This window comes from Hydrogenovibrio sp. SC-1, from assembly GCF_002848135.1.
In the GTDB taxonomy this organism is placed as follows: Bacteria; Pseudomonadota; Gammaproteobacteria; order Thiomicrospirales; family Thiomicrospiraceae; genus Hydrogenovibrio.
On record NZ_PKGB01000005.1, the window covers coordinates 86557 to 113073 of the forward strand.

The window sequence follows — 26517 nt, forward strand, 5'->3', positions numbered from 1 at the left end:
TGTAAATTATTTACATCTTTTTGTCAGTAACCATATGCTGTAATTAGTGTTTCCCTTTGCCATTACCACTCCTAATGGTCGGTTGGTCATTTTTTTGAATTGGATATTCAGGATGGCAGAAGTCAGTACCTAAAGAGCAACACCCATCGGTAACACCTTGTTTTTTTAGTGCATTATCAAAGGCCCAATAATGGTTGTAACTACCTCGACGTAGATTTTCAAATACCATTTTCAAATCTTGAGCATCACCTGCAATTTCAATTTGTTGTGTTAGATCATCTATATCCGTGACTTCAACTTGACAACCTACTTCTAGGCTCGCTTGTGCGGAGCTTATCCCCGTTGCATAAAGGCTATCGTAGAGTGATTGGATGTCGGAAAGCGCGTAGTTGCCAGCGGCGTAATTGTCTAATACGCTTTGAGTGTATGAATAGTTTTCATCGTCATAATGTTCAATATCAATGTTGTACTTCTGCAACAAAGACTCCATGGTCAATTGGTGTTGAGATTCAGCATTGTTTGCAATGTTATTCAGAGTATTACTTGGGTATATCTGATTGAGCGCGAGATAGAGATCCTTCGCCATTTTTTCTTCATTCCATAAATAAGCCAGTGAACGTTTTTGTGTATTGTCTAGGGCATAATTCGGCAAACTGGCTAAAGTTGTATCCAGGCTGGTTCCTTGTGAGGTTATGCCATTAAGGTAATCTGCATCGGATGGCAACAAGGGTAAAACCTGACCTGAAAGTTCATTAGTGACCAAGTCTTGTTCTAATTCAGATGCTGGTTGAGGTGAGAGGGTGTAGCGATCAATACGATTTTGAATCGGGATTAAAATCGTTTCCCATTGTGCTTCAGCAATCGTTGCTGCATCAGTAATATTATTTTCGATGCAATACTTAAAGACTTCGTCGCTCAAGGCTGCTATAGCTTTATCGGAAGAGGGCGTTTGACTAAAAATAGTGTCTTCAGATAAGTTGAGATCTGAAATTAATTTTTGTTTGAGGACTTCGTTTCCGGCTAAGGTAGTGGCGATTGTGACGACTTTGCCACTATTGGCTTTTAGTTTAATGCCATTTGTTTTGAGATCGCCTTCATCAATAATACTATTGCGATTCAAGTCAATAATGCCACCGGTAGTTTCGATAGGGTATTGGATCTCGCCCGAAAAGCGGTATACACCCTGTCCGATCGCTTCCGCACGACTGCCTGTTGCGTCTTGTAATACCGCATTTAGTAACGGGCCTCTTTCTGCAACGATATCTGTTGTTGAAATATCAAGAGAACTGGATGAGCTATTCGGGTTGGTGCAGGCAGTTAGTAGCGCTAAGCTGATAATTGTAGGCATACCTAGGTGTTTTGATGGGTTGGAAAACATGATGGAGTGCTCCTTGTTTTTGTATAAATGTAAATATATTACATTTCATATTGTAGTTGGATTAATGAGCGAGTCAATAAAAAAGTAAAATATTTACATTTTATGGATCGAGGTTGATCATTTTCAGAGAGTGGCTGTGCCTAGAGTGATGGATTAAATGTGGTAAATAGAAGTTGTTGGCATGCAAAACAACCAGGCCTGGTTGTTTTGTGCTTTGAAATGCTCTGGTTCTGTCTTGAAAAAAGCGAGTAGAATTTTGAGGAGGGGTTATTTCGTGTTTGGATAAATAATATCTTTACCAAATTCGGTGATAAGCGAGTGTTTTAGGCCTTCAGCTCGTTCTGCTTGAATTTTGCGTTCGGCTTCTGCCTGTGCAACGTCGAAGCCATCTCTTTCTGGCCAGCCTTGGCTATGTTGTAAAATTAACGCAGCCAACATGTCGGTGTGATCTTCTCTGGCGTTTAAAGCGGGAATATAACTGTATTGTTCGCCGCCTGCACTTTCAAAATAGCCACGATTTTCCTGGTCAATTTCTTCAATGGTTTCTAAACAGTCCGCCGAAAACCCAGGGCAAATGACTTGTACATGCTTAACGCCTTGGGCGGGTAGGCTTTTTAAGGTGGCATCTGTGTAAGGTTTAACCCATTCTTCTTTTCCAAACAGCGATTGGAAAGTCACTTTATAGTCTTGATCAGATAGTCCCAGCTCTTCAGCGACCAAACGCGAAGTAGCATGGCATTCGCAAGGATAAGGGTCGCCATTGTTGTAATAACGCTGCGGAATACCATGATAAGACAGAATTAATAAATCTGGTTTGCCGTGTTCAGCTTGATGTTCACGAATGCTATTGGCCAGTGCTTTAATATAGCCAGGATGTTTATGATAGTTTTTGATAAAACGGAAATCGGGCAACCAGCGCCAGTTTTGTAGCTCTGAGGTGACCGCATCAAATGTTGATGCCGTTGTGGCTGCGGCATATTGCGGATAAAGTGGTAATACCAGCAGTTTTTGTACATTGCGTTCTTGCAGAGATTTAAGTGCGTCAGCGATAGAAGGGTTGCCGTAACGCATGCCCAGTGCAAATTCAACACGCCCATGAAAAGCGTTAGACACCTTTTGTTGAAGAGCACTTAATTGTTGATTGCCAATGTCTAATAGTGGTGATCCTTCGCCATAATGCCCCCAAACTTCTTGATAGGCTTCAGCGGATTTGGCGGGGCGCGTGTTTAAGATAATTAGATTTAGGATCGTTTTCCATAGCCAGCGTGCTGGTGGTGGTTCAACCACGCGAGGATCCATCAAAAACTCTTTTAAATAAGGCTTTAAGGCTTGTTTGGTTGGCGCATCGGGTGTGCCTAGGTTGGTAATCAAAACCCCTACGGCAGGCTCGGTACCATGTTGATAAGCAGTATAATTTTTATAGGCCATATAAATGTCTCACTTAAATCCGCAAAAAAGAGGATGCCAATCATACCAAATATTGGTCAATATTGTTGTACAATTGCTGTATAACATGAGGGGATAAATATGGTGCAGTATAGTTGGTCAAATGAAGCTTACCCGCAATTAAGACTGGCTGTTTCAGATTGTCTGCGCGGTACGGAATGTCGATATAATGGCGGGCACGCTCAAGAAGACTTTATTAATCAATCATTAGAGTCTTATGCAAAATTTTTCCCATTTTGCCCTGAAGCCCCTGTATTGGGTGTTCCAAGAGAAACGATTCGGTTAGTGGATGTCGATGGTCAGATACGGGTTAGGGGAACCCGCACTCAAGAAGATGTGACAGATGCTTTGCAACACTATATCGACAAGATTATTCCCAATCTTTTAAAACAAAATTTAGATGGTGTCATTGTTAAATCGCGCTCACCAACTTGTGGCTTGGAGCGAATTAAGCACTACCGACCCACTGGAGAGTGGTTTGGCTCTCAAGATAAAATGGGGCAGGGACTTTTTACGCAAAGCCTGGTTAAAGAAGCGCCTAGTTTAGCGATAGAGGATGAAGGTCGGTTGCAGGATGCTTGGTTAAGAGAAAATTTTATGTTACGTCTTTACACACTGGCACGTTGGCGAAACTTTTTGCAGTCTGACCCCAGTATTGCCCAATTTCAAGCGTTTCATCGTGATCATAAATATTTGCTGCTTTCGAAATCAGAGGTAACATATCGTGAAATGGGACCGCTAGTTGCTAATGCAACCGCTCAAAACCGAACTGAACAGTTAAAAGCCTATGAAAAAAAATTACAGGCAGCGTTAGCGTGTCGAACGCAAGTGGGTGGGATGATTAATGTGTTAGATCATATCTATGGCTATTTTAAAAAGTCGTTGTCAGACCAAGAAAAACACTTGTATATTGAATCCAGAGAAGAATTTCGTCAGCAAATTATTCCGTTAATCGCGGTGATTAAATTGTTGCAGCAGTTTCTACAGCACTATGGTTCAGATTATTTATCGACGCAAGTGATTTTAGATCCATATCCCGCTGATCTCGCTTTACGTTCAAAAACCACAGCCTATCGATAGATTTCGATAAGAAAAAGCCGGGTTAAATTTTTTTTAAAAAAAATGATAAATACTTATTTTTCTAACCTTTTTTCATTATAATGAAATTGCTAAAGTCTATTTCTGAGAAAGTTCAGTAGAACATTTGACGAATGATGCTTTGGTTTTAATTATTTGTTATATAAGGAAAAAGCATGTCAGAGTTAGTTACAGGTACAGTCAAATGGTTCAATGATGAAAAAGGTTTTGGATTCATCGAACAAGAAGGTGGAAAAGATGTCTTTGTTCATTTTTCAGCCATAAACGGTACTGGTCGTAAGTCATTGATGGAAGGCCAAACAGTAACCATGGAAGTTACACAGGGTCAAAAAGGGCCTCAAGCAGAAAACGTTACTGCTCAGTAAAATCCTCTCAAGCCCTTTACTGAATCTTCATTGAAGGGTTTTTCTCTATTTTTCTCTCCAATTCTCATTAGTTTCTTCTAAATTTGGTTCAGTCCAATCGTTTTTGTCCGTTATGGCTTAGGATTGTTTGAATTTTCTGTAATGTCTAAGTGTTAGTGTAAATTTAGATTTCAAAAAATGTTTTTTTCTGATAAATTGTTCCTGTTTGATACAGTTTAGACAATATACTTAGTTTATTATGTAGTTGGACATTGCAGGTAGGAAAAAAAACAAATGGCGCGCCCGAGAGGATTCGAACCCCAGACCCCTGCCTCCGGAGGGCAGTGCTCTATCCAGCTGAGCTACGGGCGCATGAATTTGCGTTGCTATTATAAAGCTTCTAAAGCTAATTTGTATCAAATTTTAAGTTGTTCTTTTAATTTGACAGCTAAACATTTTAGTGGGTGTTTTTAGTTAAAAATTGGTGGCGTTTTAATGGTTAACGACACTGAATTCAATAAGGTTATTTAATGGAAGAAGATAAACAAGTCGTGATTGCTATGGATAACAACCCTGACAAACTTTATTGGGTCGTTATTGGAGCCTCAGCCGGTGGGTTAGAGGCTTTAAAGGAATTATTGGAAGTTCTGAATCCTAAAACGCCAGCTATATATATTATTGCTCAGCACTTAGATCCAAAACACCCTACTATCCTCAAAGACTTATTGGAAAGAGTTTCTAATATGCCAGTGGAATTGGTAAATAAAGATATGCAGCCAGTTCCGAATACGATTTATATTATTTCTCCTGGGCACAATGCTCAAATTAAGCGGGGCAAAATTATGTTAACGCCCGCGGCCTTGATAGGCCCAAAGCCCTCAATTAATCTTTTACTAAATTCTTTGGCAGACGAAGTGGCAGAAAGATCTATTGCGGTGATATTGTCAGGGACTGGATCAGATGGCGCTCAGGGAGTAGCATCCATCAAAGCTAATGCAGGGCTAATTATTGTTCAGGATAATGAAACGGCTAAATATGCGAGCATGCCTAATTCAGCAATTGAAACTGGATTTGTTGATTTGGTTCTCCCTCCTCAGAAAATAGCAGAGGAGCTAAAAAGTTTTATTCAATCTTCGGGTAAATTACTCACTCATTTATCGATGCCAAGATCATCAACAAATTTGCAGAAACTATTCAAATGTCTCTTGGATGAAACTGGTTATGACTTTAGTGGCTATAAACTTAAAACGGTTCAACGTCGAATTGCGCGTCGCATGGCAGTTCATAAGATATTAGTTTTAGAAGATTATGTTTCATTGCTAATGTCTTCTTCAATGGAAGTTGAAAACTTATTTAAAGATTTACTGATCTCAGTGACAGATTTTTTTAGAGATACTGAAGCTTTTAATGCCTTGGGGAAGGTTGTATACGAGTTAGTTAAAAATCACAATGACAATGACAATGACAACGACCAGATACGCATTTGGGTTGCTGGTTGCGCGAATGGTGAAGAAGCTTATTCGATTCAATATTATTTCAAAAGGCGGCGGTTGCATTAAAAAAAGATGTCAATTATCAGATTTTTGCAACCGATATTGATGAATTTGCCCTGTCTCAGGCACGCAAAGCAACCTTTTCAGAACATCAAGTTAAAAATATTGATCCTCAATTACTGGATACTTATTTTTATGTGAAAGAAGGTGTTTACACGGTTAAGAAGCTGGTTCGAGATCATGTAGTTTTTGCGCGTCAAAATGTGGTGATGGATCCGCCATTTTCTCGATTAGATTTGGTCAGTTGCCGAAATGTGATGATTTATTTTTCAATCGATTTACAGCGGCAAGTCTTACAAACTTTTCATTTTGCATTAAAAACTAGAGGGTATTTGTTTTTGGGTAAGGCAGAGTCGGCTAATTCGGTGACGCCAGAATTGTTCGATTCCTACGACAAAACAAACCAGATTTTTCAACGAAAGCAAACCAGTATCTCTCAACGGATAGACCATGTATCGAGTGCTGTATCTGTTTCGAAAGGTCGTAAGCGTCAAGAACAGGCAATGCCATTAATGTTGCAAGAGAAAAATAACTTGCTTGGGCTGCTTGACCAAGCGTTACTTGACCAGCTGATTCCAACGGCAGTCGTTATTGATGATCAAGGGCAAGTAATGCACATTCGTGGTGATGTGAGTGGCTATTTAAACTTTCCACAAGGTCGAATTGATACCAATATTTTAACCTTAGTTAGAGAGGATCTAAAAGTTGATGTCCGAGCATTAATGCAAAAGGCCAAACGAGATGGGAATGCGTCAACCCAGGCGCTTTTTTATGAAAATACCACTAAGAAGAATGCTTTGTTTTTATCTGTTCAAGGAATGTCCGTCGAGGGGATGCCGGAAGATGTTTTTGTGCTCAGCTTTACACAGGTCGATCTCAGTGAAGCCTTTATCAGTGGTACAGGTTTAATCGATGATAAAGAAGGTATTAGTAATGAAGCTCTACGGCAGGAAGTGTCCGTCTTTAAGGAACGTTTGCAAACAGCGGTAGAAGAGCTAGAAACAACCAATGAAGAATTACAGTCAACTAATGAAGAGTTGCAATCTTCAAATGAAGAGTTGCAGTCCGCAAATGAAGAATTACAAACTTCTAATGAAGAAATGCAATCAACTAATGAAGAACTGTCAACGGTTAATGAAGAGTTAGAAGTCAAAACTTTTGAGTTAGAACAGGTTAATAATGATTTAGAAAATATGTTGGCGATGATGAAAGAACCAATCGTGATGGTAGATAATCGATTGAGAGTGCAAAGGCTTACTCAAGCGGCGAGTCATGTTTTAAATTTAAGCATAAAGGATTTAGGTCAAATCATTACTACCTTGGATTTAGGTGTAGAAATTTCAAATTTACGTCAGGAACTGTTAAATGTTATTGAATCAAATGCGGAGCATGATCTACCGATTAGAAAACGAGATCAAGAGTTTGTGATTCGCCTTTCCCCCTACAAAACTGATACGGTTTCACAAGTAGGGGTTATGATGTTTGTTGAAGAAACTATACCGTTTACATCCGAGACCGAATTGATTCAACAAGAGTGGAAGAAAATTGAGCTGTTTGGGAAGGTTGTGCCTTTTGCTCAGATTGTGATTGATGAAAATGGCATTATAGTTGCAGTAAATGATAAAACGGAGTTGTTACTAGGTTATCGTGAAGAGGATTTGATGTACCAAAATATCAAAATGCTCATGCCTAATCCATTCAGACAGCATCACGATGGTTATATTCAAGATTACCTTTCAGGGGCAAGTGATGGCAACTTAGGTGTATGGCGTGATGTTTCGGCTCTTACAAAACCAGGTGAGCGGGTATTGTTGAAATTGAATGTTGAATCAATTTCATTAAACTGCAAGCAGCATTTTATTGGTTATTTAACAAAACCGGAGATATTGGATGCAGTTAAATGAAGATTTAATGCCCGAAGTTTGTCAGCATTTGCTCAGAGATATCGAAGCTTATAAAGATGAGAATGCGCGACTACTTGATCAGCATATTGCGTTAGAGCATCAGTTCAATCTGTTGGAGCAGCAGGTTTCTGAAATGGAAGCAGAGACCCAGTATAGATTTCAAACAGGTGATGACGATTGTGTAGATATTGATAAGTATGAACAGCTTTTTTTTCAAGCACCGATGGCATTAATCTTAGTTAATGAACGAGGGGATATTATTGAAGTTAATGAGATAGCAGTTGAGTTGTTGCAAAAAGAGGTTGGGCAACTAAAGTCTATTAATTTTAGAAAGCTATTGGTTGCTCAGAGTAGTGTTAATTTTTTAATGGCGCTACAAAAGCTGAATTCAAGTTTACAGCAGAAGCAATTGCACCAACTAGTCACCTTAAAGGATGGCAGTTTGGTTGATGCCTGGTTTCGGATGATCAATCCAGAGATAACTCAAAATTTCAGTGTTATGATTTCATTGAATTTAATTGATGTTCAAGTTCCTTCTCCTCACTCTTTTCGATTGTTTTCGGTGATGTTTGAGCAGTCAAGAGAGGGTGTTATTATTACTGATACCGATGGAACCATTATTAATGTTAATCACGCTTTTTGTGAAATTACCGGTTATGCAGAGAGTGAAGTTTTAGGTAAGAATCCTCGGTTGTTACACTCCGGCTATCATAATGAAGCCTTTTACAAGGAAATGTGGCAGCAGCTTTTTCATGCGGGCTGGTGGGTTGGTGAAGTTTGGAATCGTCGGAAAAATGGTGAAACTTATCCTGAATGGTTAACCATTTATCGAGTGCATGACGATCAATTAGCGCAAAGCTTTTATGTTGCTAACTTCTCTGATTTAACTGAACGCAAACAACATCAACAGCAACTTGATCGGTTGGCCTTTTACGATATATTGACTGGATTGCCGAATCGTTCTATGTTAAATAATTTCATCGAAGAGAAGTTAACCAGTCCAAAAGCATCAGAAAAAATTGCTGTTTGTTTTCTAGATTTGGATAAGTTTAAAGATGTCAATGACAATTATGGTCATCCGGAAGGTGATCGAATACTAAGAGAGGCCTCACAAAGAATCTTATCTCGTATCCGAGAGGGTGATATGGCTTGTCGAGTGGGAGGGGATGAATTTGTAGTGGTATTAACTCGAATTCAAGTTGCTGAAGATGCAAAAGTCGTTGCTCAGGATTTACTTGAAGTCCTGTCTAACCCTTTTAAAACCAAACAAGCTCAGCACCGATTATCTGTCTCTATTGGCATTTCATTTTCAGCTGAACATGGTAAAACAGTGAGTGACCTGATGCGTCGAGCCGATGCGGCGATGTATAAAGCTAAAAACCTAGGGCGGAATGGCTTCCAGGTTTTTGAATCAGAAGATGAGCAACAGTTGAGCGAAGCGAATACAGTTTTAAGTCATATATGGCAAGCTATAGACCATCCATTACAAACTATCGAAATGCACTATCAACCCGTTTATGCTAGAGAAGATACGAATATTCCTCGGCATTTTGAAGCTTTGGTTCGAATTCAAGTTGATGGTGAACAGCTGATATACCCTGGAAGTTTTATAGAGTTGGCAGAACAACAAGGGTTAATGGATAAATTGGGTATGGCGATTTTTGAATCTGTTTGTCGTGATATCGTTGAATGTTTGCTTCCGAGTGACTTTCGAGTGGCTGTCAATTTATCACAGCAGCAGTTTTACAACCAGAGATTGTTGGAGCAACTGGAATTAAAAGCAAAAGAGTATGGTCTAAGCCTTAGCCGCTTTCAGTTTGAGGTCACGGAAACCGCAACGATGGAAAACCTTCATTTGATGGGGGGGGGTTAGAGGCCTTAAAGGAAAAGCAAGCAGATATTTTATTGGATGACTTTGGAACTGGTTACGCTTCATTATCTATCTTGAAAAGTTTACCAGTGAATATTCTTAAAATTGATCAAAGTTTTGTAAAAGACATTGGTAGTTCAGTTGAGGTAGAAACCATGATTATGGCGATTATTGCTATGGCCAAGGCATTGGGTTTAGAGTTGGTTGCTGAAGGGGTCGAAACAGAAAAACAACTGAAATGGTTAACTGAACAAAGTGTGGATTACTTGCAGGGTTACTATTTAGCTAAACCAGAACGACCTTTTAAGTTGAGTTGATGATGGTGCATTATCCGAACTTCAAGGCAAAATATGAATAGCGCTCAAGTTGCCAAAGCAGTTAATAATGATTTTAACCATATTGGTATATTTTTTTACCAATATCCTGCCCAGTGCTATTGTAGATTGAAAAAAAACTGCTATATTACCGTTCCCTAATGTTTGTATGTTGTGCTATTGAGTGCAGTTTTTTGATATCTTTGGAAGTTTTATGTTGTCACCTTCTTGGTTAAGTTATTTGGTTTCAAAACGGTTTTTATTCGCCATTGTCCTGTTTTGCAGTGGCGCTTTGGTCACGATTTATAGCGTTTATCAATGGAAAATTGAAAATACTCGCCAACAAGAGTTTCAGTTCTACAAAGCCCATTTAAATGATGAATTAGCCGTGCTCATTCAAGGTAAAGCAGAGATAACTCAGGCGATCGCGGTTTCCATTACCACTTTACCGGTTTTGAAGCAAGCACTTCAAAGTCAGGACATTCCCATTCAACCTATTTTGGCAGCCTATAGTCAACGCCTTAAAGAGCAGACGCCCTACAAAGAAGTATGGATTCAACTGGTTGATGCAAAAGGGGTGAGCTTGGCTCGAAGTTGGACCCAGCGAAAAAATGATGATTTAAGTCAAATTCGTCGGGATATCGCCTCTTTGCTTCAGCAACCGCGCTATATGAATAACTTCAGTGTGGGTAAGTTTGCGTTGACCTTTAAGTCATTGGTCCCTCTTTATGATGATCGCAGGCAATTGATGGGGATCTTAGAGGTGATCTCCCATGTTAATTCGATTGACCGAATGTTAGCGGAAGCAAATGGAGTGCGTTCGGTAGTATTGGTAAATCGCGATTATCGAGCACAGTTGACGCGCTCTAAAACGGGTAAATTTATTGGTGATTACTATGTCGCTAATGATGCTGTTTCAGAGTCAGATATGGCATTGATTGATCGACTAGGCGTTGAAGCAATGTTTGAAGACAGTCAATATCGAATCTTTGATGGTCAATTGTTAATCAGTCATCCTATAGAAGACCTGCAAGGTCAAAGAATGGCAAACTGGGTCAGTGTTCTGCCTTTATCCGATTTTCAATTTGTTAATCTACAGCAAACTCAGCGTCAAATTGTTTTGATTTCGGCATTTATAATTGTGCTGGTTTTGCTATTGGTAGCGGTGGTTCACTTTAAGCGTCAGACAGAATTTGAACGACGCTTTTTCTTTGAGGTGTTTGATACGGCAACGGAAATGGTCTTTGTCGTAAAGTCCCAACGGATGTTGCTTGCTAATAGGCGCTTTTTTGAGTTTTTTAGTCAATTTAAAACGGTTGAAGATTTTCATCAGCACCATGATTGTATCTGTGAGTTTTTTGTATCTGAAACGGGTTATTTATCGCAGTTTGTTAACGGAGATTTTTGGTTAGACTATTTAGTGAAGCATAAAGATCAAGTGCACTACGCAAAAGTAAAGCAGCAGGATGCCATCTATATCTTTTTAGTGAAGGCCACTGAGATTACCAATGTCCAAGGTGAGCGTTATATCAGTGTATTAATGTCAGATGTCACTGAAGAATATCGCTATAAAAATAAATTAGAGCAGTTAATTATTCAAGATGAATTAACGGGTATTTACAACCGTCATTACTTTAATCAAGTTTTAAACCAGGAAATTAAGCGCCATCAACGTTATCAGACGCCACTCTCAATGGCGTTTATTGATATCGATCATTTCAAAAACATAAATGACCATTACGGGCATGATGTCGGTGATGAAGTCTTAAAAACCATGACAAATACTATTTGCAATGAGTTACGCGATACTGATGTGTTCTGTCGAGTGGGTGGTGAAGAATTTGTGGTGATGATGCCACAAACCACATTGCAAAATGCAATGGTCATTGCCGAGCGAATGCGTCAATCCGTTGAAATTTTGCACTTTGAACAGTTGCAGGAAACCGTGACTATCAGTATTGGTTTGGTTGAACTTTTTCAAACTGAATCCAGTACAGCCTTTTATAAGCGTGCCGATAATGCGCTCTATCAAGCCAAAGAGTCGGGTCGAAACCAAGTTAAATTTCAATCTGAAATCTAAGAACATAAGGGTTAACGGAGCTGATTCATCCTCTAAAATGCCCAGGCCTGGCTAATTTTGGTATGATGTTGCACACATTAACAGCAACACAGCACACAAAAAAGGAAGCAGGGCATGACCGCCAGTATTCGATTAAAAAAAAATGAAGATAAGCGCTTAAAACAAGGGCATCTATGGATATTCAGTAATGAAATCGATACTCAGGCGACGCCACTGAAAGATAGGCAGCCGGGAGAAGTGGTCACGGTTGAGGCGGACAGTGGTAAGCCGTTAGGTCTGGCGTATATTAATCCCAAAACGCTCATCTGTGGTCGGTTATTGTCTCGCAATCCAAAAGTTCAATTTAATCAAGCCTTCCTAAAAAAACGAATTCAAGCGGCTCAAACGCTAAGGGATATGAATTTTTCAACCCCGTATTATCGATTGGTCTTTGGTGAATCCGATGGGTTGCCAGGTTTGGTGATTGATCGTTTTGGCGATGTGTTTGTCGCACAAATTACCACTGCCGGTATGGAAAACTTAAAAGCTGAATTGATTCAGACAATCGAAAACTTATATCACCCGAAAGCGTTGATGTTACGAAATGATAGTAAAAGTCGAGAACTAGAAGGCTTGCCGCTTTATACCGAGGTGGCGATTGGTCCGATGCCCGAGCAAATTTTAATTGAAGAGAATGGTGCTCAATTTGCTATTCCTGCGGAACTCGGTCAGAAAACCGGTTGGTTTTATGATCATCGAATGGCGCGTCGACGCTTGCAAGATTTTGTCAAAGATAAAACCGTATTGGATGTTTTTAGTTATCTAGGTGGCTGGGGCATTGAAGCGGCTGTGGCAGGAGCAAAAGAAGTCACCTGTGTCGATGCTTCTAGTTTCGCATTAGATGGAGTGGATGCGAATGCGGTATTAAATGGTGTGGCTGAAAAAGTGATTACCATTGAAGGCAATGCCTTTGATGTGTTAAAGGCATTGGCGGCTGAATGTCATAAATATGATGTGGTCATTGTTGATCCGCCGGCTTTCGTTAAGCGTAAAAAAGATTTGAAAGCGGGGGCAGATGCCTATCGACGTATTAATGAATTGGCGATGCGTCTCCTCAATCCGGATGGCATTTTGGTCTCGGCTTCGTGTTCGCATCACATGAGTCGAGATGGGCTGTTAAAACAAGTTCAACTGGCGGCGCGTCATATCGATCGTTCGATACAATTATTTGACCAAGCACATCAATCACCTGATCATCCAGTTCATCCTGCTATTTCAGAAACCGAATATATTAAAACTTTCTTTTTTAGAGTCGCTAAGTCTTTGTAAATGAAACCTACTTTATCGGTACCACAAAAACAATTAGCCAGACACTGTTACTGGGATCCTGAAGCGCAGACGTTGTGGATTGATTGCCGACAGTGGATGCCGCAGTATGGTGTTGTTGCGATTCCGAGTTGGGATTCAATGATGCTATCAGCTGACCCCATCCCAAGTTATCCAGTCGACATACAAATCTTAAACTGGTCAAATCAACCGCAACTGGCCTTTTGGCGTAAACAAATACCCGCTTGGGTTCGGGAGAGTTGCGGGCTATTTCCTTCCCATCAGTTGCGGCTCCTACATTTTGTTGGACGCTATCCGCAATTGTTGGAGTTACTAGATCATTCACCCTTGTTGGCCTGGCGATTGGTGAGTTCATCGTTATCGGAAGACGAGATCGTTCAGTTGTTACAGGATAAACGGACCGACTTGGTGGCAAAGCTGGGGTGGCCAGGGAGTCAACAGGCGGTTGGCTTTTTGAGGAAGCTTCGATTGCGATTTGTTAACAGCGATATCGTCGAATCGGTTGAAACTTGTTTATTGGATGATGGTCGTTTGCAGGGCTTGCAACGTTTGCCAAGAGTCAATTCAATGGCCTTGTCATTAGCCGCGCGTTTCCCAGCGTTAATTGGCTCTCGGTTGCATCAGAGCTTGGCAAAATTACCTTGCCGTCCGCTACAGTGTCAAAAAATGATTGCGCTCTTGGAAGACGTCTATCGTGCTGCTGACATTTTACAACCGCCTGAACAGGACTTTACGCAAATCGCCTCAGCACGCTATTTGGTTGAAGTTGAGCAGATATACCAGGCCTGGTGGTTTTTAGCTGCACAGCAGGCTAGTTTGACAACGGATTTGGCCTTGACTAAACAACCCGTGCGTTTAACGTCGAAACAACAATGGCAAGCATTAAGTGTTTTGCAACACCATTATTGGTTAACCGATTGGTCGGATTTTGAAGCCGGTAACGTATCTTTATGGGCGAGATCAGCTGAGCAGGGCGTTGAAGCGATCTTATTGCCACACGCCGAGATTGATAACGGTGAAAACAATGCAAGTTGGACGATTACTAGAGGTCGTCAAGCCGATAATCAATTGCTCAACTCAGAGCAATTAAGTTATTGGCATTGTTGGTTGGCAGGCTGTTAGTCAACAGTCTAAGTTTCGGGTAAGAGTTTTTCTGAACCCATTAAGTCGTCTAAGGTTTCTCTCGGCCGAATTTCATAGGCCTGATCCCCATCCACCAATACTTCTGCTGCACGTGGACGACTGTTGTAGTTAGAGCTCATGGTGAAGCCATAAGCGCCAGATGACATGACTGCTAATAAGTCGCCAGCCTTGAGGTTCAATGAACGGTCTTTGCCGAGGAAGTCACCTGTTTCACAGACAGGGCCCACTAAATCCCAATTAGCCAATTGACCATCTTCTCGTGGCGTGACCGGTAGGATGGTTTGGTGTGATTGGTAGAGTGCTGGACGAATCAGATCATTCATTGCCGCATCAATAATGGCAAATTGTTTATGAGCCGTCGGTTTTAAATATTCCACCTCTGTGATTAAGGCACCCGCATTGCCAGCGATGGCGCGACCCGGTTCAATAATGATTTCTATGGTTGGGTCATTGAGTTGTGCTAGCAACGACTGAATATAGTTTTGAATGTCAGGCGGCGTTTCTTCTGTGTATTGGATACCCAATCCACCGCCTAAATCCAAGTGGTGAATCTCAATGCCTTGATCCGCTAATTGTTGCTTTAGTTTTAGTACTCGTTGTAGCGCATCGACGAACGGCGAGAGTTCTGTTAATTGAGAGCCGATATGGCAATCAATTCCGAGTATTTGGATATGGGAGCAGGCTTGGGCATCGGCATAAAGTTGTGGCGCTGTCTCAATATCCACTCCAAACTTATTGTCCTTTAATCCCGTCGAAATATAGGGGTGGGTTTTGGCATCGACATCCGGGTTGACACGTATTGAAATGGGGGCAATCATGTCGCAGCGTTTGGCAATGGCTTGAATGCGATCCAATTCAGCATGGGATTCAATATTAAAACAGCGAATACCGGCTTCAAGCGCCTGTTGGATTTCGGCTGATTTTTTGGCGACGCCAGAAAAAACCACTTTGCGCGGGTCACCGCCGGCGCGCACCACTCTTTCCAATTCACCACCGGAAACGATATCAAACCCTGAGCCTAAGCGCGCGAGTAGGTTTAGGATGGCAAGGTTAGAATTGGTTTTAACCGCATAACAGACCAAATGTGGTTGCTCACCAAAGGCTTGATCAAAAGCCTGCCACCGTTGCTCGAATTCGGCACGTGAGTAAACATAAAGCGGCGTGCCATATTGATTGGCAAGTTTGGCCAAAGCCATATTTTCTACATAAAGGGTGTGATGTTGCGGATGATAATGGAAGCTACCAAAGGCTGTCATGGGGTATCCTGTGTCGTCGATGAGTGGGTGTCATTTGCGGGTGCAGTTGGCTTAGGGTCATCGGGTAAATAAAGTGGGCCTTTTTTTCCACAGCCACTGAGCGCAGATAGCAGAAAGCACAGTACGAATATGGTTAATTTTTGGCGAAATAAGCGGGCTTTGCCAGTGTGATAAATAGGCATGATGACTCTCTTTTTTAACAAGGCGTTATTTTATCGCAACTGGAGTGTATTTTTGTAAACAATTGATTGCCTTTCACTGGCCGCTTTTGGTTAAAATGGTTCAATAGGATGGTGTCAATTTGATGGCGTCGAGTAAAAGTGCAAGAAATGAGGTTGGCTAATGCAACAAGCGATTGACCCCCTAGTGATGGAACCGAATACTAAAGCCACGTCCGCTGTTATTTGGTTACATGGCTTAGGAGCGGATGGACATGATTTTGAAGCGATTGTGCCACAATTGGCATTACCGGCGGACCATGGTATTCGTTTTATTTTTCCGCATGCCCCTATTCAAGCGGTGGCCGTGAATGGCGGGATGAAAATGCGCGCTTGGTATGATATTCGTCAAGCCGATTTAACTGAGCAAGTTGATTGGCAGGGCATTGATCAAAGTGTCGTCTTATTGGATCAGTGGATTGCACAACAGGTGTCAGATGGCATACCAATGGAACGCATCCTGGTGGCAGGTTTTTCGCAAGGCGGAGTGATTGCTTTGCATGCAGGGTTACAAATGCAACAGCCTTTAGCTGGGATCATTGCCTTGTCGACTTATTTTCCTGAGCGTTCAACAAGCCTGTATCGACAACCGACGACCTGCCCGATTTTAATCGCGCATGGGTTAATGGATCCGATTTGCCCGTACACTGTTGCAAAGGCGGCATTGGCACAATTACGAGCACAAGGGTTTTCGCCCAGTTGGCATGAGTACCCAATGCAACATCAAGTTTGCATGGAAGAAATCAATGCCGTGTCACAATTTATTCAGCAACGATTGATTAACAACCATTAAAAATAACCAGGACTGGTCATTTTAAATCGAAAAGGATGTTTATGGGGAATGTAAGACGATATTTTCGGTATGATGTTGAAATTCCATTGTTTTTTGAAACAGCAGACGAGCAAGAAATCGATCAACGGCAAACTTATGAGCATTTGATGACTGCTAAAGAAGCCGCTTATCTGCAAAAATTAAACCGAGATATTCAGATTCTATTTGGAGAAGCTTTTCCCGGCGCTTCTGAAACACTACACATTTTTCAAATGCTGGATCATCGTATTGATTTTATGGCCTGGTTATTAAAGTTGTTAATTCGGTCTGAAGACCCTCGAAAACAACCAGAGTATCGATTTAGAGTTCGCTCGGATATGAATACCCAGTTACCCAAGGCTCGCAAAAAAACCAAGATAATGCCCTTGATTGAAGGCATTTATGTGCAGTTGGATGACCATCTTCACGAATTGATTGAGGTGGTGCAAAATAGTATTGCTGGCAAGCTATTTTTATATCCGCGCAAAATGCGGCCGATTTTCCAGGCAAAGGACTATGTAAAAAACCTTCAAGAATTGGCAGATAATGGATTTGCACCGGCCCAGGTATTGAGTTTATTAATTGAAAAACTGAATGCTTATGAACAATTATTGATTGAGTTGAAACAGGCCTACTTGGCAAAAATCAATAATGAAACCTGGCAGGTACAGAGGGTCAATCTCTCAGCAGGCGGTTTTAGTTTTAACACGCCTAATAAGTTTGCATTTTTTGCGAAGATGAATGTCTTTATGAAATTGGGCGATGATATTCTGGTGTGTCGAGGTCGGGTAGTGTTAAATAAGTTTCTGCCATCTCTCTCGGTGTATAAGGTGGGCGTTGAGTTTGAATCCATTTCAAAGCAGCATGCCCGTTTGATTACCCTGTATGTGCAACATCAAGAATTACGTGATGCGATAGCCGAAGCACCGACGATTACGCTTCCAAGCGATAAGGCTTTACTTGATACCACTGAAATCCACCAAGATAAAAATGATGATGAAGATAATGATAGTGAGATATTTGAATTAGAAGAAATCTAATAATCAATGGTGAGCCATTTCCTTCTCAATGGCATCAAGTTTTGGTTTTCATTCCTTTCGCTCTCGCCATTTTAAGAATGTCCTCTCGAACAGTCTGAATATTTTTAAGCCAAGAGGCAAAGTAGGGATAGTGGCGCTCGACTTGTTTGTAAAGTCCAGATAAAGTGGGTTTTGGTTCATGAAGGGCAAAGGCCGTAATTTCAATGAGACGATTGATATGCTTAGGGCTCATTTGTGGCGTCACTTCAAAGTAGCTGACTTTGGTTAGAATGACTGAATCCAATACCTTTTGCCATTCGGTGGGGGAGAGGGAGAATTGTTTTGATAAATAGTCATCAACACCGTTAAAGTGCATTTCAAGCAGCTGTTTTAACCGATAATAATGCAGCAAATCTGCGGCAGGTGCACGCAATGAAACGGGAAGTTCATCTAAAAATCCTGCTTCTATGGTATGGTTTCTTCCTGGCATAGTTTTTTTATGAGAGCTTAATGCTCATACATTCCTCGATTTCAAAACGTTGAATTTCATTTTGCAATAGGTTTTGATTTTTACCATCCGGAAAATCGAAATTAATTGCCACTCTTTCATGATTGTCTTTGTCCATTCGCCGAATGTCAACAATGGTGCCATTAAAAAAGAGCACTTCTTTATTCATTGGCAGTTGCATCAATACATCTACCTTTTCAAACATTTTAAATTGCTTATTAAAATAGAGAGCGATGCCTGAGGCACTGATATTCGTATTATGTGTTGTCCAGTCTTCAGGGTATTGTCTTAAGACGTTATCGTTATTAATTTGTCGGTAAATTTCTGTGTAGGCATTGAGTAGCCGGTTTAAGTTCAAAATGGCTTGAACCAATGGTACTTTTTCGACATCTTCTCCCTGAAATACTGTTTCGATCCGATCGCTTTTAAATTTTTTGGGTAAATTACGGTCACCATAAAACTTGTCTGGCGTTGAGTTCATGACTGCTTCGCCGACAGCGTGCATAAAGATCGTAAATTTTTCTTCAATCATTTTGAAGTAGTTGTATGTTTTGGGTGCCGAATCATGGATGGATTCAATGGTGGAGAAACCACGAAGGTGATGGTTTAGCGAGTCTTTAAAGCTCGGGTCTTTACGTGGATTTAACCCCCGAGTCATGGTTCTGATGCAATGTCCAAGAAATTCTATGTCATTGATACACTCATGAAATAATGCTGATGTGACTTGTTTGTGTTCTTGAATTCGTTCCATCCAATAGAGGGTTTTATCGGAGAAGGTTTCAATTTCCTTTTCAATATAACTTGGAAAATAGTTGATGCCGGAGGCATAGATTTCATAGTCTTGTATCGGTGCAGACGGAATAATAAAAACCTTTATTGGCATATCTATGCGGAAAAATCGTCTAGAGTTACCTTTGTGAAACCATCTATTCATGAATATCTATGTCCAATTGGTAAGTGGTCAAAAGTAAGTGTCCTTGCAAATACAATGCCAAAAAAACAAGTGAACTGTTTTTGATGGATAATTGGTGTCGTGCACTTGGCCATTTACGGTGTATTAGATTGTTCATGGTTCAGGTTGATACTCATGCTTTCTTCAATTTCAAAACGTTGGATTTCATTCTGTAATAAGTTTTGGTTTTTTGAATCAGGGAATTCAAAATTGATGGCTACTCGTTCTTTATGCTGGCTTTCTAAGGTTCGGATGTCGATCACCGTGCCGCTAAAAGTACTGACGACATTTCTCACGGGAATTAAGATAAAAACATCGACCTTTTCAAAGGGTCTAAAGCGTTTTGACATCACTAAAGCGACCCCCGAAGCACTGACATTTACTTGTTGTTGCTTCCAGTCTTCAGGAAAGTCTCGCAAAATATTGTCATCGTTAATCTGGCGATAAGCTTCAATATAGGTGCCCAAATAACTGGCTAACGATAAAATTGCTTGAATCAATGGGATTTTTTGGAACTTTTCTGCTTTGAATTGTTCTAGTATCTCATCAATTTTAAAGCCATAAGATAACTCGCGCTTGGAAGCAAAAAGCGCTGGGGAAGACTTATCGATAGACTCAATGAGCGCATTGAGAAAATAGAGATACTTTTCTTCAATCAGTTTGAAATATCGATAGGTTTTAGGCGCTGTTTCACGTAGCGGTTCTATGGTAGAAAACCCTTGTTGATGTTGTTTGATAGTGACCCAATAGTTTGGATCTAATTTAGGATTAATTCCCCTGGAAACCGACTCTGCACATCGACCAAAAAACTCAATGGTATTGATCGTTTCTTCAAATAAGTCAGTCATAATGACTTTCTGGTCTTGGATACGATCTATCCAATAGAAGGTATCATTTTTTTGCAGTTCCATTAATTGTTTGATGGTCGGTGGGAAATAGTCGATGCCCGTCGCAAAAATATCTCTGTCCCGGATCGGAGAGGCAGGCGATACGAAGATTTTAAGTGGCATATCCATTCGAAAAAAACGCCTGGAATTACCTTTATGGAACCATCTATTCATTTATGACTCTGTGCGGGGTAATCAAGATTATGTAGCAGAGGCTCGCGGATTATTGTGTTGGGAGCCTTGTCAAAGACCTCATTTTAGTTGATTTGTATGCGAATAGGTAGAGGCTTTAAAGGTTTTTCACACCAGAGAATGAGCTTGGGGTCTGGCAGCTGACAATGATCGCCACAAGTTCCTGATTGACAACTGCTGGAGGTCGAGTCTGCTTGCGACTGAGTCTCAATCACGTGACCTTGTTGAATTAATGGTCCCAAAAGGCCATCTAATGCTTCGGCATCTAAGTCAAAGTGATTTTGAAGTGCCTGACGACTGACGGCTTGGTGTTTGCGGATATAGTCCTTGATGGCTAATAGAATCACGGAAAGCTCCGAACCGTGGAAATCGCTCCCAGGTGTCTAAGGCCAAAGTAGACGCTCGCATAAGCGATGATAATCGATACCAACCAAATGGATGCCGTTACGGGATTTTGGCTAAAGGTCATGGCCTGATAGAAGCCGACAGAAGTGGTGTAGCCTAAAAACAAGCTCCAGCCTGCACTGCTCAGCGCCCAGCGCCAGCCTAACTCAGAACGAATGGCGGCGAAGGTCGCAACACAAGGGAAATACAGCAAAATTAACAGTAGATAGGCATAGGCTCCAACGGTACCGTTAAAGTGACCAATTAGTTTATCGATTGACCGGTCGCTGATATTTAATTCAGCCACCATCTGTTGCGCATTATCGATTTTATCCAGCTGGCCAAGGCCTAACGGATCCAGCAGATCATGAATAAACTGTTGGCCGTTATCGGAGATGGTGGTGAGCGCTTGCAGGAGCTTTTCGCTGAGAGGACGATCGTGTTGAGGAGAGGCTAATGCCTCTGGATTATCCATTGTGTGGTAGAGATTGTCTAAAGCACCCACCACGACTTCCTTGGCTAACACACCTGTCAAAATCCCAACAGTAGCTGGCCAGTTGTCTTCGGTAATCCCTAAGGGTTCGACCACAGGGGTGGCAAATTGAGCAGCTTGACTGAGGATAGAGTCATTCTGGTTTTGGTGGCCAAAGCTACCATCAGTACCAAAGCTGTTCAATAGATTGATAATCAGAACAACGATGACGATAATTTTGCCCGCACCAAACAAAAAGCCTTTCATTTTATTGTGGGTATTGAGTGCAATATTGGTCAAGGCAGGTTTGTGGTAAGTTGGTAGCTCCATCAGTAAGGACTGAGGTTCACCTTTTAATAGCGTATGTTTAAGCAATAAAGCCGTCAAGATGGCTGCCAAAATGCCGATTAAATACAGCGAAAAAACCATTAAGGTCGCATGATCAGCAAAGAAAGCGGTGGCAAATAAGACATAAACCGTTAAGCGCGCGCTACAAGACATAAAAGGTGTCATCATAGTGGTCATTATGCGCACTTTCGGATCCGGTAGGGTTCGACTGGCGAGCACTGCAGGAATATTGCACCCTAGGCCCACCACCAGTGGAATAAAGGCTTGTCCTGATAGCCCTAATCTACGCATGCTTCTGTCCATAATAAAGGCGGCGCGCTGCATATAGCCGCTTTCTTCTAATAATGATAAAACTAGAAATAAAGCACCAATGACAGGAATAAAGGTAGCAACGACTTGTAGGCCACTACCAATCCCATCCGCCAAAAGGGTGGTTAGCCATGCGGGCGCATTTAGGTCAGTGAGTAAATTTGTCGGTAAGTCAACAAAGAGTGCTTGAGCGGTTTGGTCGAAAAAATCGATAAACAGATTTCCCAGCGTAATAGAGGTGGCAAACATGAAATACATCACCAATAGAAAAATCGGCATACCAAACCAAGGATGTAGTACCCACTTGTCTATTTGATCAGTGGTACTGCGTTTTAAACTGTCTGTTCGAGTTAAGCTCAGATGAGTCGCTTCATGGGCAAATTGAAAATAGAGGTCGGCGGTAATTAATGCTAAGTCTTCTTGGTAGTGTGCTTCAAGTTGTTGTTTTTGCTGTTGCGCAAAGCTTTGTAACTCAGTTGGAGCGGCTTTGGGATTCATTAGAATGTGTAACGCTTTCCAACAGGTATCTTGCGCTTGATTATTTGGTAACTGGTCACGGATTTCATGCACTGAATTATGTAAAGTATCGGGTAAATCCAGGTGCAATGGTGGATGTTTTTCGACCAGGCCTGGTAGTTTTTGTTTGAACGCTGATACGCCTGCATTGGTATATGCCGATATTGGAAAAACGGGGCATCCTAGTTTTTCTGACAACTTTTCAATATCTACATCCAAGTGGTTTGCACTGAGTTGATCCGTGCGGTTTAAGGCAACCACCACTGGGAGTCCCATATGCAAAAGCTGTGCTGTCAAAAACAGTTGCCTTTCTAAACAATTGGCATCCACCACATTGATTAACAGATCAACCGGCTGGCTTTGCAGGAAATCCCGTGCAACTTTCTCATCTAGCCCTGAGTGCGCATTGTCTTCCAAGCTATAAACCCCAGGTAAATCTGTCAGAATGGCAGGGTGTTTATTGACTTTTAATCGACCGACCTTCTTTTCAACGGTCACGCCCGGCCAATTCCCTGTTGTTTGGTTGGCACCTGTTAAACGGTTAAAGAGCGTTGTTTTACCCGCATTTGGACTGCCGATGAGCGCAATTTGAAGAGGGGTAGCTGGATGCTTTTTACTCATATTGCTGATTTGACTTCAATTTGTTGGGCGATATCTTGACCAATGGCAAAACGGCTGCCATCTACTGATACGACCCATTGTTGATGTCGCTTTAGAATCAGTTTGATAAAGCTATCTGTGTGAAACCCAAGGTTTACCAAGTGCAATTTGCAGGGTAAATCCCCATTTAATGCCGTAATTTGATAAGTTTCACCTGCTTGTCCTTCTGACAGGCGGTGATGGGTATGGTGAGGTAATTGTGTCATAACGATAATGATAATAATTATTATTAACAAATGCAACTAGCGTTAAGGGTTATTTCTTTATGGCATGCTTGAATGGTCGTCAATTGGATGATGAGGACTCTATTTTCGGTTTACGTTTAATACGATAAAGCGCGACTTCTCCCAATAAGTTGGGCGATAAATGGGTGATTAAGCTGGACTGATGTTGACTATTAACAACCTTGCGTTCAACAATGGCAACGTCCTTTTCCTCACACAGGTCCTCAAAGTCGCTGAAGGTGCAGAGGTGAATATTTGCCGTATTGTACCAAGGGTTGGGTAGGGTCGCATTTTGTGGCATACGCCCCTGGAAAAACAGTCTTGACAGATTGCGCCAATGTCCGAAGTTGGGGAACGTGATAATGCCTTCTTTTCCCACCGCCAGCATTTCATCAATCAGTAGGTCAGGGCGACTGACAACTTGAAGCGCCTGGGTCATAATGACATAGTCAAAAGAATCTTCATCAAAGTAACTGCAGATATCGTTGCTATTGAGGTTACTTTGAATAACATTAATGCCACGGGAAATTGCCACAATATTTTTTTCGGGATCAATTTCCATACCGTAACCCGTTGTTTGGCGCGTTTCCTTTAGGTGATGCAATAAAGTGCCATCACCACAACCTAAGTCAAGCACACGGCTATTGGGCAAAATCCATTCAGAAATCAGGTTAAACTCTGGCTGACGAGAACTCATGATGAGGCTCCTTCCGCGCAGGTATCGGCTAAAATTCTTTTCATATACGCTCTAAAAATACCTTCATAATGATCATTGGGCAATAAAAATGCATCGTGCCCGTGTTGTGAATTCACTTCCGCATAACTCACCTCAGCATCATTGTCGAGCAGGGCTTTGACAATTTCTCGGGAACGCTCCGGTGCAAATCGCCAGTCAGAGGTAAAAGAGATCACCAAAAACTGAGCCGTCGCTTTGGCTAAGGCATGGCTAAGGTTGTTATCAAATTCGGCGGCAGGATCAAAATAATCCAATGCTTTGGTCATTAATAGATAAGTATTTGCATCAAAATTTTGTTTGGTGGCAAATTTTTCACCTTGATATCGTAAGTAGCTTTCAACTTGAAACTCGACATCAAAGCTATAACTCAGCTTGCCTTCACGCAACTCACGACCAAATTTGGTGCCCATCATATCGTCCGATAAATAGGTCAAATGCCCCAACATCCGAGCCAGTGCCAACCCTTTTTTTGGGGTGGTGTTGGCCTCAATAAAACGCCCATTGTGAAAGTCGGGATCTGTCATAATGGCACGCCGTGCCACTTCATTAAAGGCAATATTTTGTGCCGAGAGTTTTGGGGCGGCGGCAATTACGATCGCATGTTGTAGCTGATCAGGGTAGTCGATGGCCCACTGTAGAACTTGCATGCCTCCCATAGAGCCGCCTATGACGGCTGCCCAACGGTCAATATTAAGATGTTGGCGTAATTGATTTTGGCTATGCACCCAGTCCTTACATGTGACGATGGGAAAGTCGGGACCATAAACCTGTCCAGTACGCGGGTTAATGCTTGCTGGACCCGTTGAGCCGTGACAGCCGCCTAAATTATTGGAGCAAACCACAAAAAAATGGTCGGTATCAATCGGCTTGCCCGGGCCAATGTAAGCATGCCACCAACCAGGATTTTTATCCCCTTCATAATAGCCAGCCACATGGTGGTTGCCGCTCAGGGCATGACAGATAAGCAGGGCATTGGATGCGGTGTCATTTAGCTGACCATAGGTTTCATAGACTAGGTCATACTGTGGTAAAACCGAGCCTGAAACCATTTCAAGTGGTGTATCAATATGCAGTGTTTGCGGGCTAACCCATTCTTGATCCATTTTCATAAGCTTTGCTATGACACCAGCCGTTGGCCATATTGAGCAAGGGATCCAACAACGACTATTTGCGTTAATTTAATCGCTAAAATGGCAACAATCGGTGACAGATCAAGCCCCCCCATCGGCGGAATTAATCGTTGAAATGGCTTTAAAATAGGGCTAGCTAAAGCGTAAAAGATGGCCGTGTTCGGGTTGTAGCCAGGCGATACCCAGCTCAATATCACTTGGATAATGATTAACCAAAACATCATATCCAATAGCTGATTCATGATTTCGGTCACAGAAGAAATCACGATTAAGGGAATACCAAATTGGCGTTCTGTCAGCCAGCCAATAACAACGACGACGAGTGCTTGAATAAGCGCTGCTGTGATTAAAGCACTCCAGTCCCAACGATTTGGGCGCGGTAGAACTTGGTTGGTCGGAGCGCAAAGTGGATTGGTGATTTTGGCAATAAAATTGACAACCGGGTGCCGCCAGTCAATATGGGTAGCCCGCATAAAGAATCGTAATAATAAGGCAAAAATAACCAGGCCTGCTAGAAATTGTAAAAGAAATAAGCCTCCTTGACCTGCGGGTGACATTATGGCGCTCCTTTATAATCGCCTAGTTCGTCGGCGAGTTGGGTGGCTCTATGCTTCGCAGCACGAATTGCCGTTTCAACGATGTTTTTAAAGTCATTCTCTTCAAAGCTTTCAATGGCTTTCTCAGTGGTTCCATTGGGAGACGTTACTTTGTGACGTAGGGCGGCACAATCTTCTCGGCTCTCCAATGCCATTTTGGCCGCACCAAAAGCCGTTTGGATCGTTAGCAGCCGTGCAGCGGTTTCATCTAATCCAAGGGTTTGCCCGGTTTGTTGCATAGCTTCCATCATTAAGAAAAAATAAGCCGGCCCACTGCCAGACAAGGCTGTGACCGTATCCAAGTCGGCTTCTTGCTTGAGCCAAAGTGTCAGTCCAGCCGCACGCAAAATATGCTCTGCTTGCTCTTTTTGGGCGAGCGTTACTTTGGCATTAGCGAATAAACCCGTTGCGCCACTTTGCACGAGCGCGGGGGTATTGGGCATCGCGCGGACAATCGCGTTTACGCCGCCTAACCAACGGTCAATGTCGGTTGAGCGAACGCCAGCCGCAATTGATATGATTAGCGAATCTTGTAAATTGGCAGCTTCACCCAGCTCAGTGCAGACCGTTTCCAGCAACTGGGGCTTGACAGCAAGCACGATGATATCAGCCTTTGAGGCGGCTTCTGCATTGTTGGCGTCGCAATGAATGCCCAGTTTTTCAGTTATGGTTCGTCGCTGGGCGTCACTTTTGTCGGTTGCCGTAATTAATGATTTGGGGTAACCACTGGCAATCAGACCGCCAATCAAGCTCAGTGACATATTTCCGGCACCGATAAAACAAATGGTTGAATGCATTTTAACCTCTTTAAGCAAATGGTTATAAAAACTGCTCAATATTATA

25 protein-coding genes and 1 tRNA gene are annotated in these 26517 nt (G+C 41.9%); 11 read left to right on the forward strand and 15 right to left on the reverse strand.

The features are described 5' to 3' along the window. Positions 1 to 43: 43 nt before the first annotated feature. Both CYQ88_RS04240 and hemH read right to left on the reverse strand, forming a co-directional pair. Positions 44 to 1378, reverse strand: coding sequence for a DUF2202 domain-containing protein (locus CYQ88_RS04240; RefSeq protein ID WP_101840105.1), 1335 nt, complete (start codon positions 1376 to 1378; stop codon positions 44 to 46). Positions 1379 to 1645: 267 nt separating this feature from the next. Next, entirely contained in the window at positions 1646 to 2806 is a 1161-nt protein-coding gene (gene hemH, locus CYQ88_RS04245; protein WP_101840106.1) for a ferrochelatase, read from the reverse strand. Positions 2807 to 2905: 99 nt separating this feature from the next. Here hemH and CYQ88_RS04250 point away from each other — a divergent pair, with 99 nt between their 5' ends. Further along, complete coding sequence (locus CYQ88_RS04250; RefSeq protein ID WP_101840107.1) at positions 2906 to 3904, forward strand: DUF523 and DUF1722 domain-containing protein; 999 nt, start codon at positions 2906 to 2908, stop codon at positions 3902 to 3904. A 173-nt stretch (positions 3905 to 4077) separates the two neighbouring features. Further along, the gene (locus tag CYQ88_RS04255; RefSeq protein WP_101840108.1) at positions 4078 to 4287 is read left to right on the forward strand and encodes a cold-shock protein; all 210 of its coding nucleotides are present in this window, start codon (positions 4078 to 4080) and stop codon (positions 4285 to 4287) included. 274 nt (positions 4288 to 4561) lie between these two features. Here CYQ88_RS04255 and CYQ88_RS04260 read toward each other — a convergent pair. Then, positions 4562 to 4638 (reverse strand) — tRNA-Arg (locus CYQ88_RS04260). A gap of 158 nt (positions 4639 to 4796) precedes the next feature. Between CYQ88_RS04260 and CYQ88_RS11655 the strand changes: the two genes are divergently transcribed. The 7 genes from CYQ88_RS11655 to CYQ88_RS04295 all read left to right on the forward strand — a co-directional run bounded on the left by CYQ88_RS11655 (position 4797) and on the right by CYQ88_RS04295 (position 14435). Beyond that, a complete protein-coding gene (locus tag CYQ88_RS11655; RefSeq protein WP_101840109.1) occupies positions 4797 to 5825 on the forward strand; it encodes a chemotaxis protein CheB in 1029 nt (342 codons plus the stop codon). Positions 5826 to 5875: 50 nt separating this feature from the next. Further along, positions 5876 to 7723 carry a CheR family methyltransferase gene (locus CYQ88_RS11660; RefSeq protein WP_255408748.1) on the forward strand — a complete coding sequence of 616 codons (1848 nt, stop codon included), beginning with the start codon at positions 5876 to 5878 and terminating at the stop codon, positions 7721 to 7723. Continuing rightward, positions 7710 to 9596, forward strand: a complete 1887-nt coding sequence (locus CYQ88_RS04275) for a bifunctional diguanylate cyclase/phosphodiesterase (RefSeq protein WP_101840111.1) — start codon at positions 7710 to 7712, stop codon at positions 9594 to 9596. Before CYQ88_RS11660 ends, CYQ88_RS04275 begins: the two co-directional genes overlap by 14 nt. Before the next feature lie 32 nt (positions 9597 to 9628). Continuing rightward, positions 9629 to 9910, forward strand: a complete 282-nt coding sequence (locus CYQ88_RS11665; RefSeq protein WP_158236006.1) for an EAL domain-containing protein — start codon at positions 9629 to 9631, stop codon at positions 9908 to 9910. A 211-nt stretch (positions 9911 to 10121) separates the two neighbouring features. Then, the gene (locus tag CYQ88_RS04285) at positions 10122 to 11987 is read left to right on the forward strand and encodes a diguanylate cyclase (RefSeq protein WP_101840113.1); all 1866 of its coding nucleotides are present in this window, start codon (positions 10122 to 10124) and stop codon (positions 11985 to 11987) included. A gap of 114 nt (positions 11988 to 12101) precedes the next feature. Then, positions 12102 to 13295, forward strand: coding sequence for a class I SAM-dependent rRNA methyltransferase (locus CYQ88_RS04290; RefSeq protein ID WP_101840114.1), 1194 nt, complete (start codon positions 12102 to 12104; stop codon positions 13293 to 13295). Next, complete coding sequence (locus tag CYQ88_RS04295) at positions 13296 to 14435, forward strand: hypothetical protein (protein ID WP_101840115.1); 1140 nt, start codon at positions 13296 to 13298, stop codon at positions 14433 to 14435. 8 nt (positions 14436 to 14443) lie between these two features. On the opposite strand, the gene lysA is transcribed toward CYQ88_RS04295, so the two are convergent. Together lysA and CYQ88_RS11670 are read right to left on the reverse strand one after the other, a co-directional pair. After that, the gene (lysA, locus tag CYQ88_RS04300; RefSeq protein WP_101840116.1) at positions 14444 to 15712 is read right to left on the reverse strand and encodes a diaminopimelate decarboxylase; all 1269 of its coding nucleotides are present in this window, start codon (positions 15710 to 15712) and stop codon (positions 14444 to 14446) included. Beyond that, a complete protein-coding gene (locus CYQ88_RS11670; protein ID WP_101840117.1) occupies positions 15709 to 15894 on the reverse strand; it encodes a lipoprotein in 186 nt (61 codons plus the stop codon). Before CYQ88_RS11670 ends, lysA begins: the two co-directional genes overlap by 4 nt. A 160-nt stretch (positions 15895 to 16054) precedes the next feature. On the opposite strand from CYQ88_RS11670, the gene CYQ88_RS04310 reads away from it, so the two are divergent. Both CYQ88_RS04310 and CYQ88_RS04315 read left to right on the forward strand, forming a co-directional pair. Next, positions 16055 to 16723 (forward strand): alpha/beta hydrolase, encoded by a 669-nt coding sequence (locus tag CYQ88_RS04310; RefSeq protein WP_101840118.1) that lies wholly within the window; start codon positions 16055 to 16057, stop codon positions 16721 to 16723. Positions 16724 to 16764: 41 nt separating this feature from the next. Then, positions 16765 to 17781 (forward strand): PilZ domain-containing protein, encoded by a 1017-nt coding sequence (locus tag CYQ88_RS04315; protein WP_158236007.1) that lies wholly within the window; start codon positions 16765 to 16767, stop codon positions 17779 to 17781. A gap of 34 nt (positions 17782 to 17815) precedes the next feature. Here the strand turns inward: CYQ88_RS04315 and CYQ88_RS04320 are convergent, their stop codons facing one another. The 10 genes from CYQ88_RS04320 to proC form a co-directional block, all read right to left on the reverse strand. Continuing rightward, positions 17816 to 18250 (reverse strand): hypothetical protein, encoded by a 435-nt coding sequence (locus CYQ88_RS04320; RefSeq protein ID WP_101840120.1) that lies wholly within the window; start codon positions 18248 to 18250, stop codon positions 17816 to 17818. Positions 18251 to 18257: 7 nt separating this feature from the next. Beyond that, complete coding sequence (locus CYQ88_RS04325; protein WP_233188809.1) at positions 18258 to 19151, reverse strand: PilZ domain-containing protein; 894 nt, start codon at positions 19149 to 19151, stop codon at positions 18258 to 18260. Positions 19152 to 19315: 164 nt separating this feature from the next. Then, entirely contained in the window at positions 19316 to 20236 is a 921-nt protein-coding gene (locus CYQ88_RS04330; protein ID WP_233188810.1) for a PilZ domain-containing protein, read from the reverse strand. Between the two features lie 128 nt (positions 20237 to 20364). Continuing rightward, positions 20365 to 20646, reverse strand: coding sequence for a FeoC-like transcriptional regulator (locus CYQ88_RS04335; protein ID WP_101840123.1), 282 nt, complete (start codon positions 20644 to 20646; stop codon positions 20365 to 20367). Beyond that, complete coding sequence (gene feoB, locus CYQ88_RS04340) at positions 20643 to 22949, reverse strand: Fe(2+) transporter permease subunit FeoB (RefSeq protein ID WP_101840124.1); 2307 nt, start codon at positions 22947 to 22949, stop codon at positions 20643 to 20645. Before feoB ends, CYQ88_RS04335 begins: the two co-directional genes overlap by 4 nt. Beyond that, complete coding sequence (locus CYQ88_RS04345; RefSeq protein WP_143483758.1) at positions 22946 to 23194, reverse strand: FeoA family protein; 249 nt, start codon at positions 23192 to 23194, stop codon at positions 22946 to 22948. The genes feoB and CYQ88_RS04345 overlap by 4 nt, the downstream gene beginning before the upstream one ends. Before the next feature lie 79 nt (positions 23195 to 23273). Continuing rightward, positions 23274 to 23909, reverse strand: coding sequence for a methionine biosynthesis protein MetW (metW, locus tag CYQ88_RS04350; RefSeq protein WP_101840126.1), 636 nt, complete (start codon positions 23907 to 23909; stop codon positions 23274 to 23276). Continuing rightward, positions 23906 to 25057: a homoserine O-acetyltransferase gene (locus CYQ88_RS04355; RefSeq protein WP_101840127.1), complete on the reverse strand. Its 1152-nt coding sequence runs from the start codon at positions 25055 to 25057 to the stop codon at positions 23906 to 23908. The genes metW and CYQ88_RS04355 overlap by 4 nt, the downstream gene beginning before the upstream one ends. Positions 25058 to 25065: 8 nt before the next feature. Next, complete coding sequence (locus CYQ88_RS04360) at positions 25066 to 25635, reverse strand: YggT family protein (RefSeq protein WP_101840128.1); 570 nt, start codon at positions 25633 to 25635, stop codon at positions 25066 to 25068. After that, positions 25635 to 26471, reverse strand: a complete 837-nt coding sequence (gene proC / locus CYQ88_RS04365) for a pyrroline-5-carboxylate reductase (RefSeq protein ID WP_101840129.1) — start codon at positions 26469 to 26471, stop codon at positions 25635 to 25637. The genes CYQ88_RS04360 and proC overlap by 1 nt, the downstream gene beginning before the upstream one ends. Between the last annotated feature and the right edge of the window lie 46 nt (positions 26472 to 26517).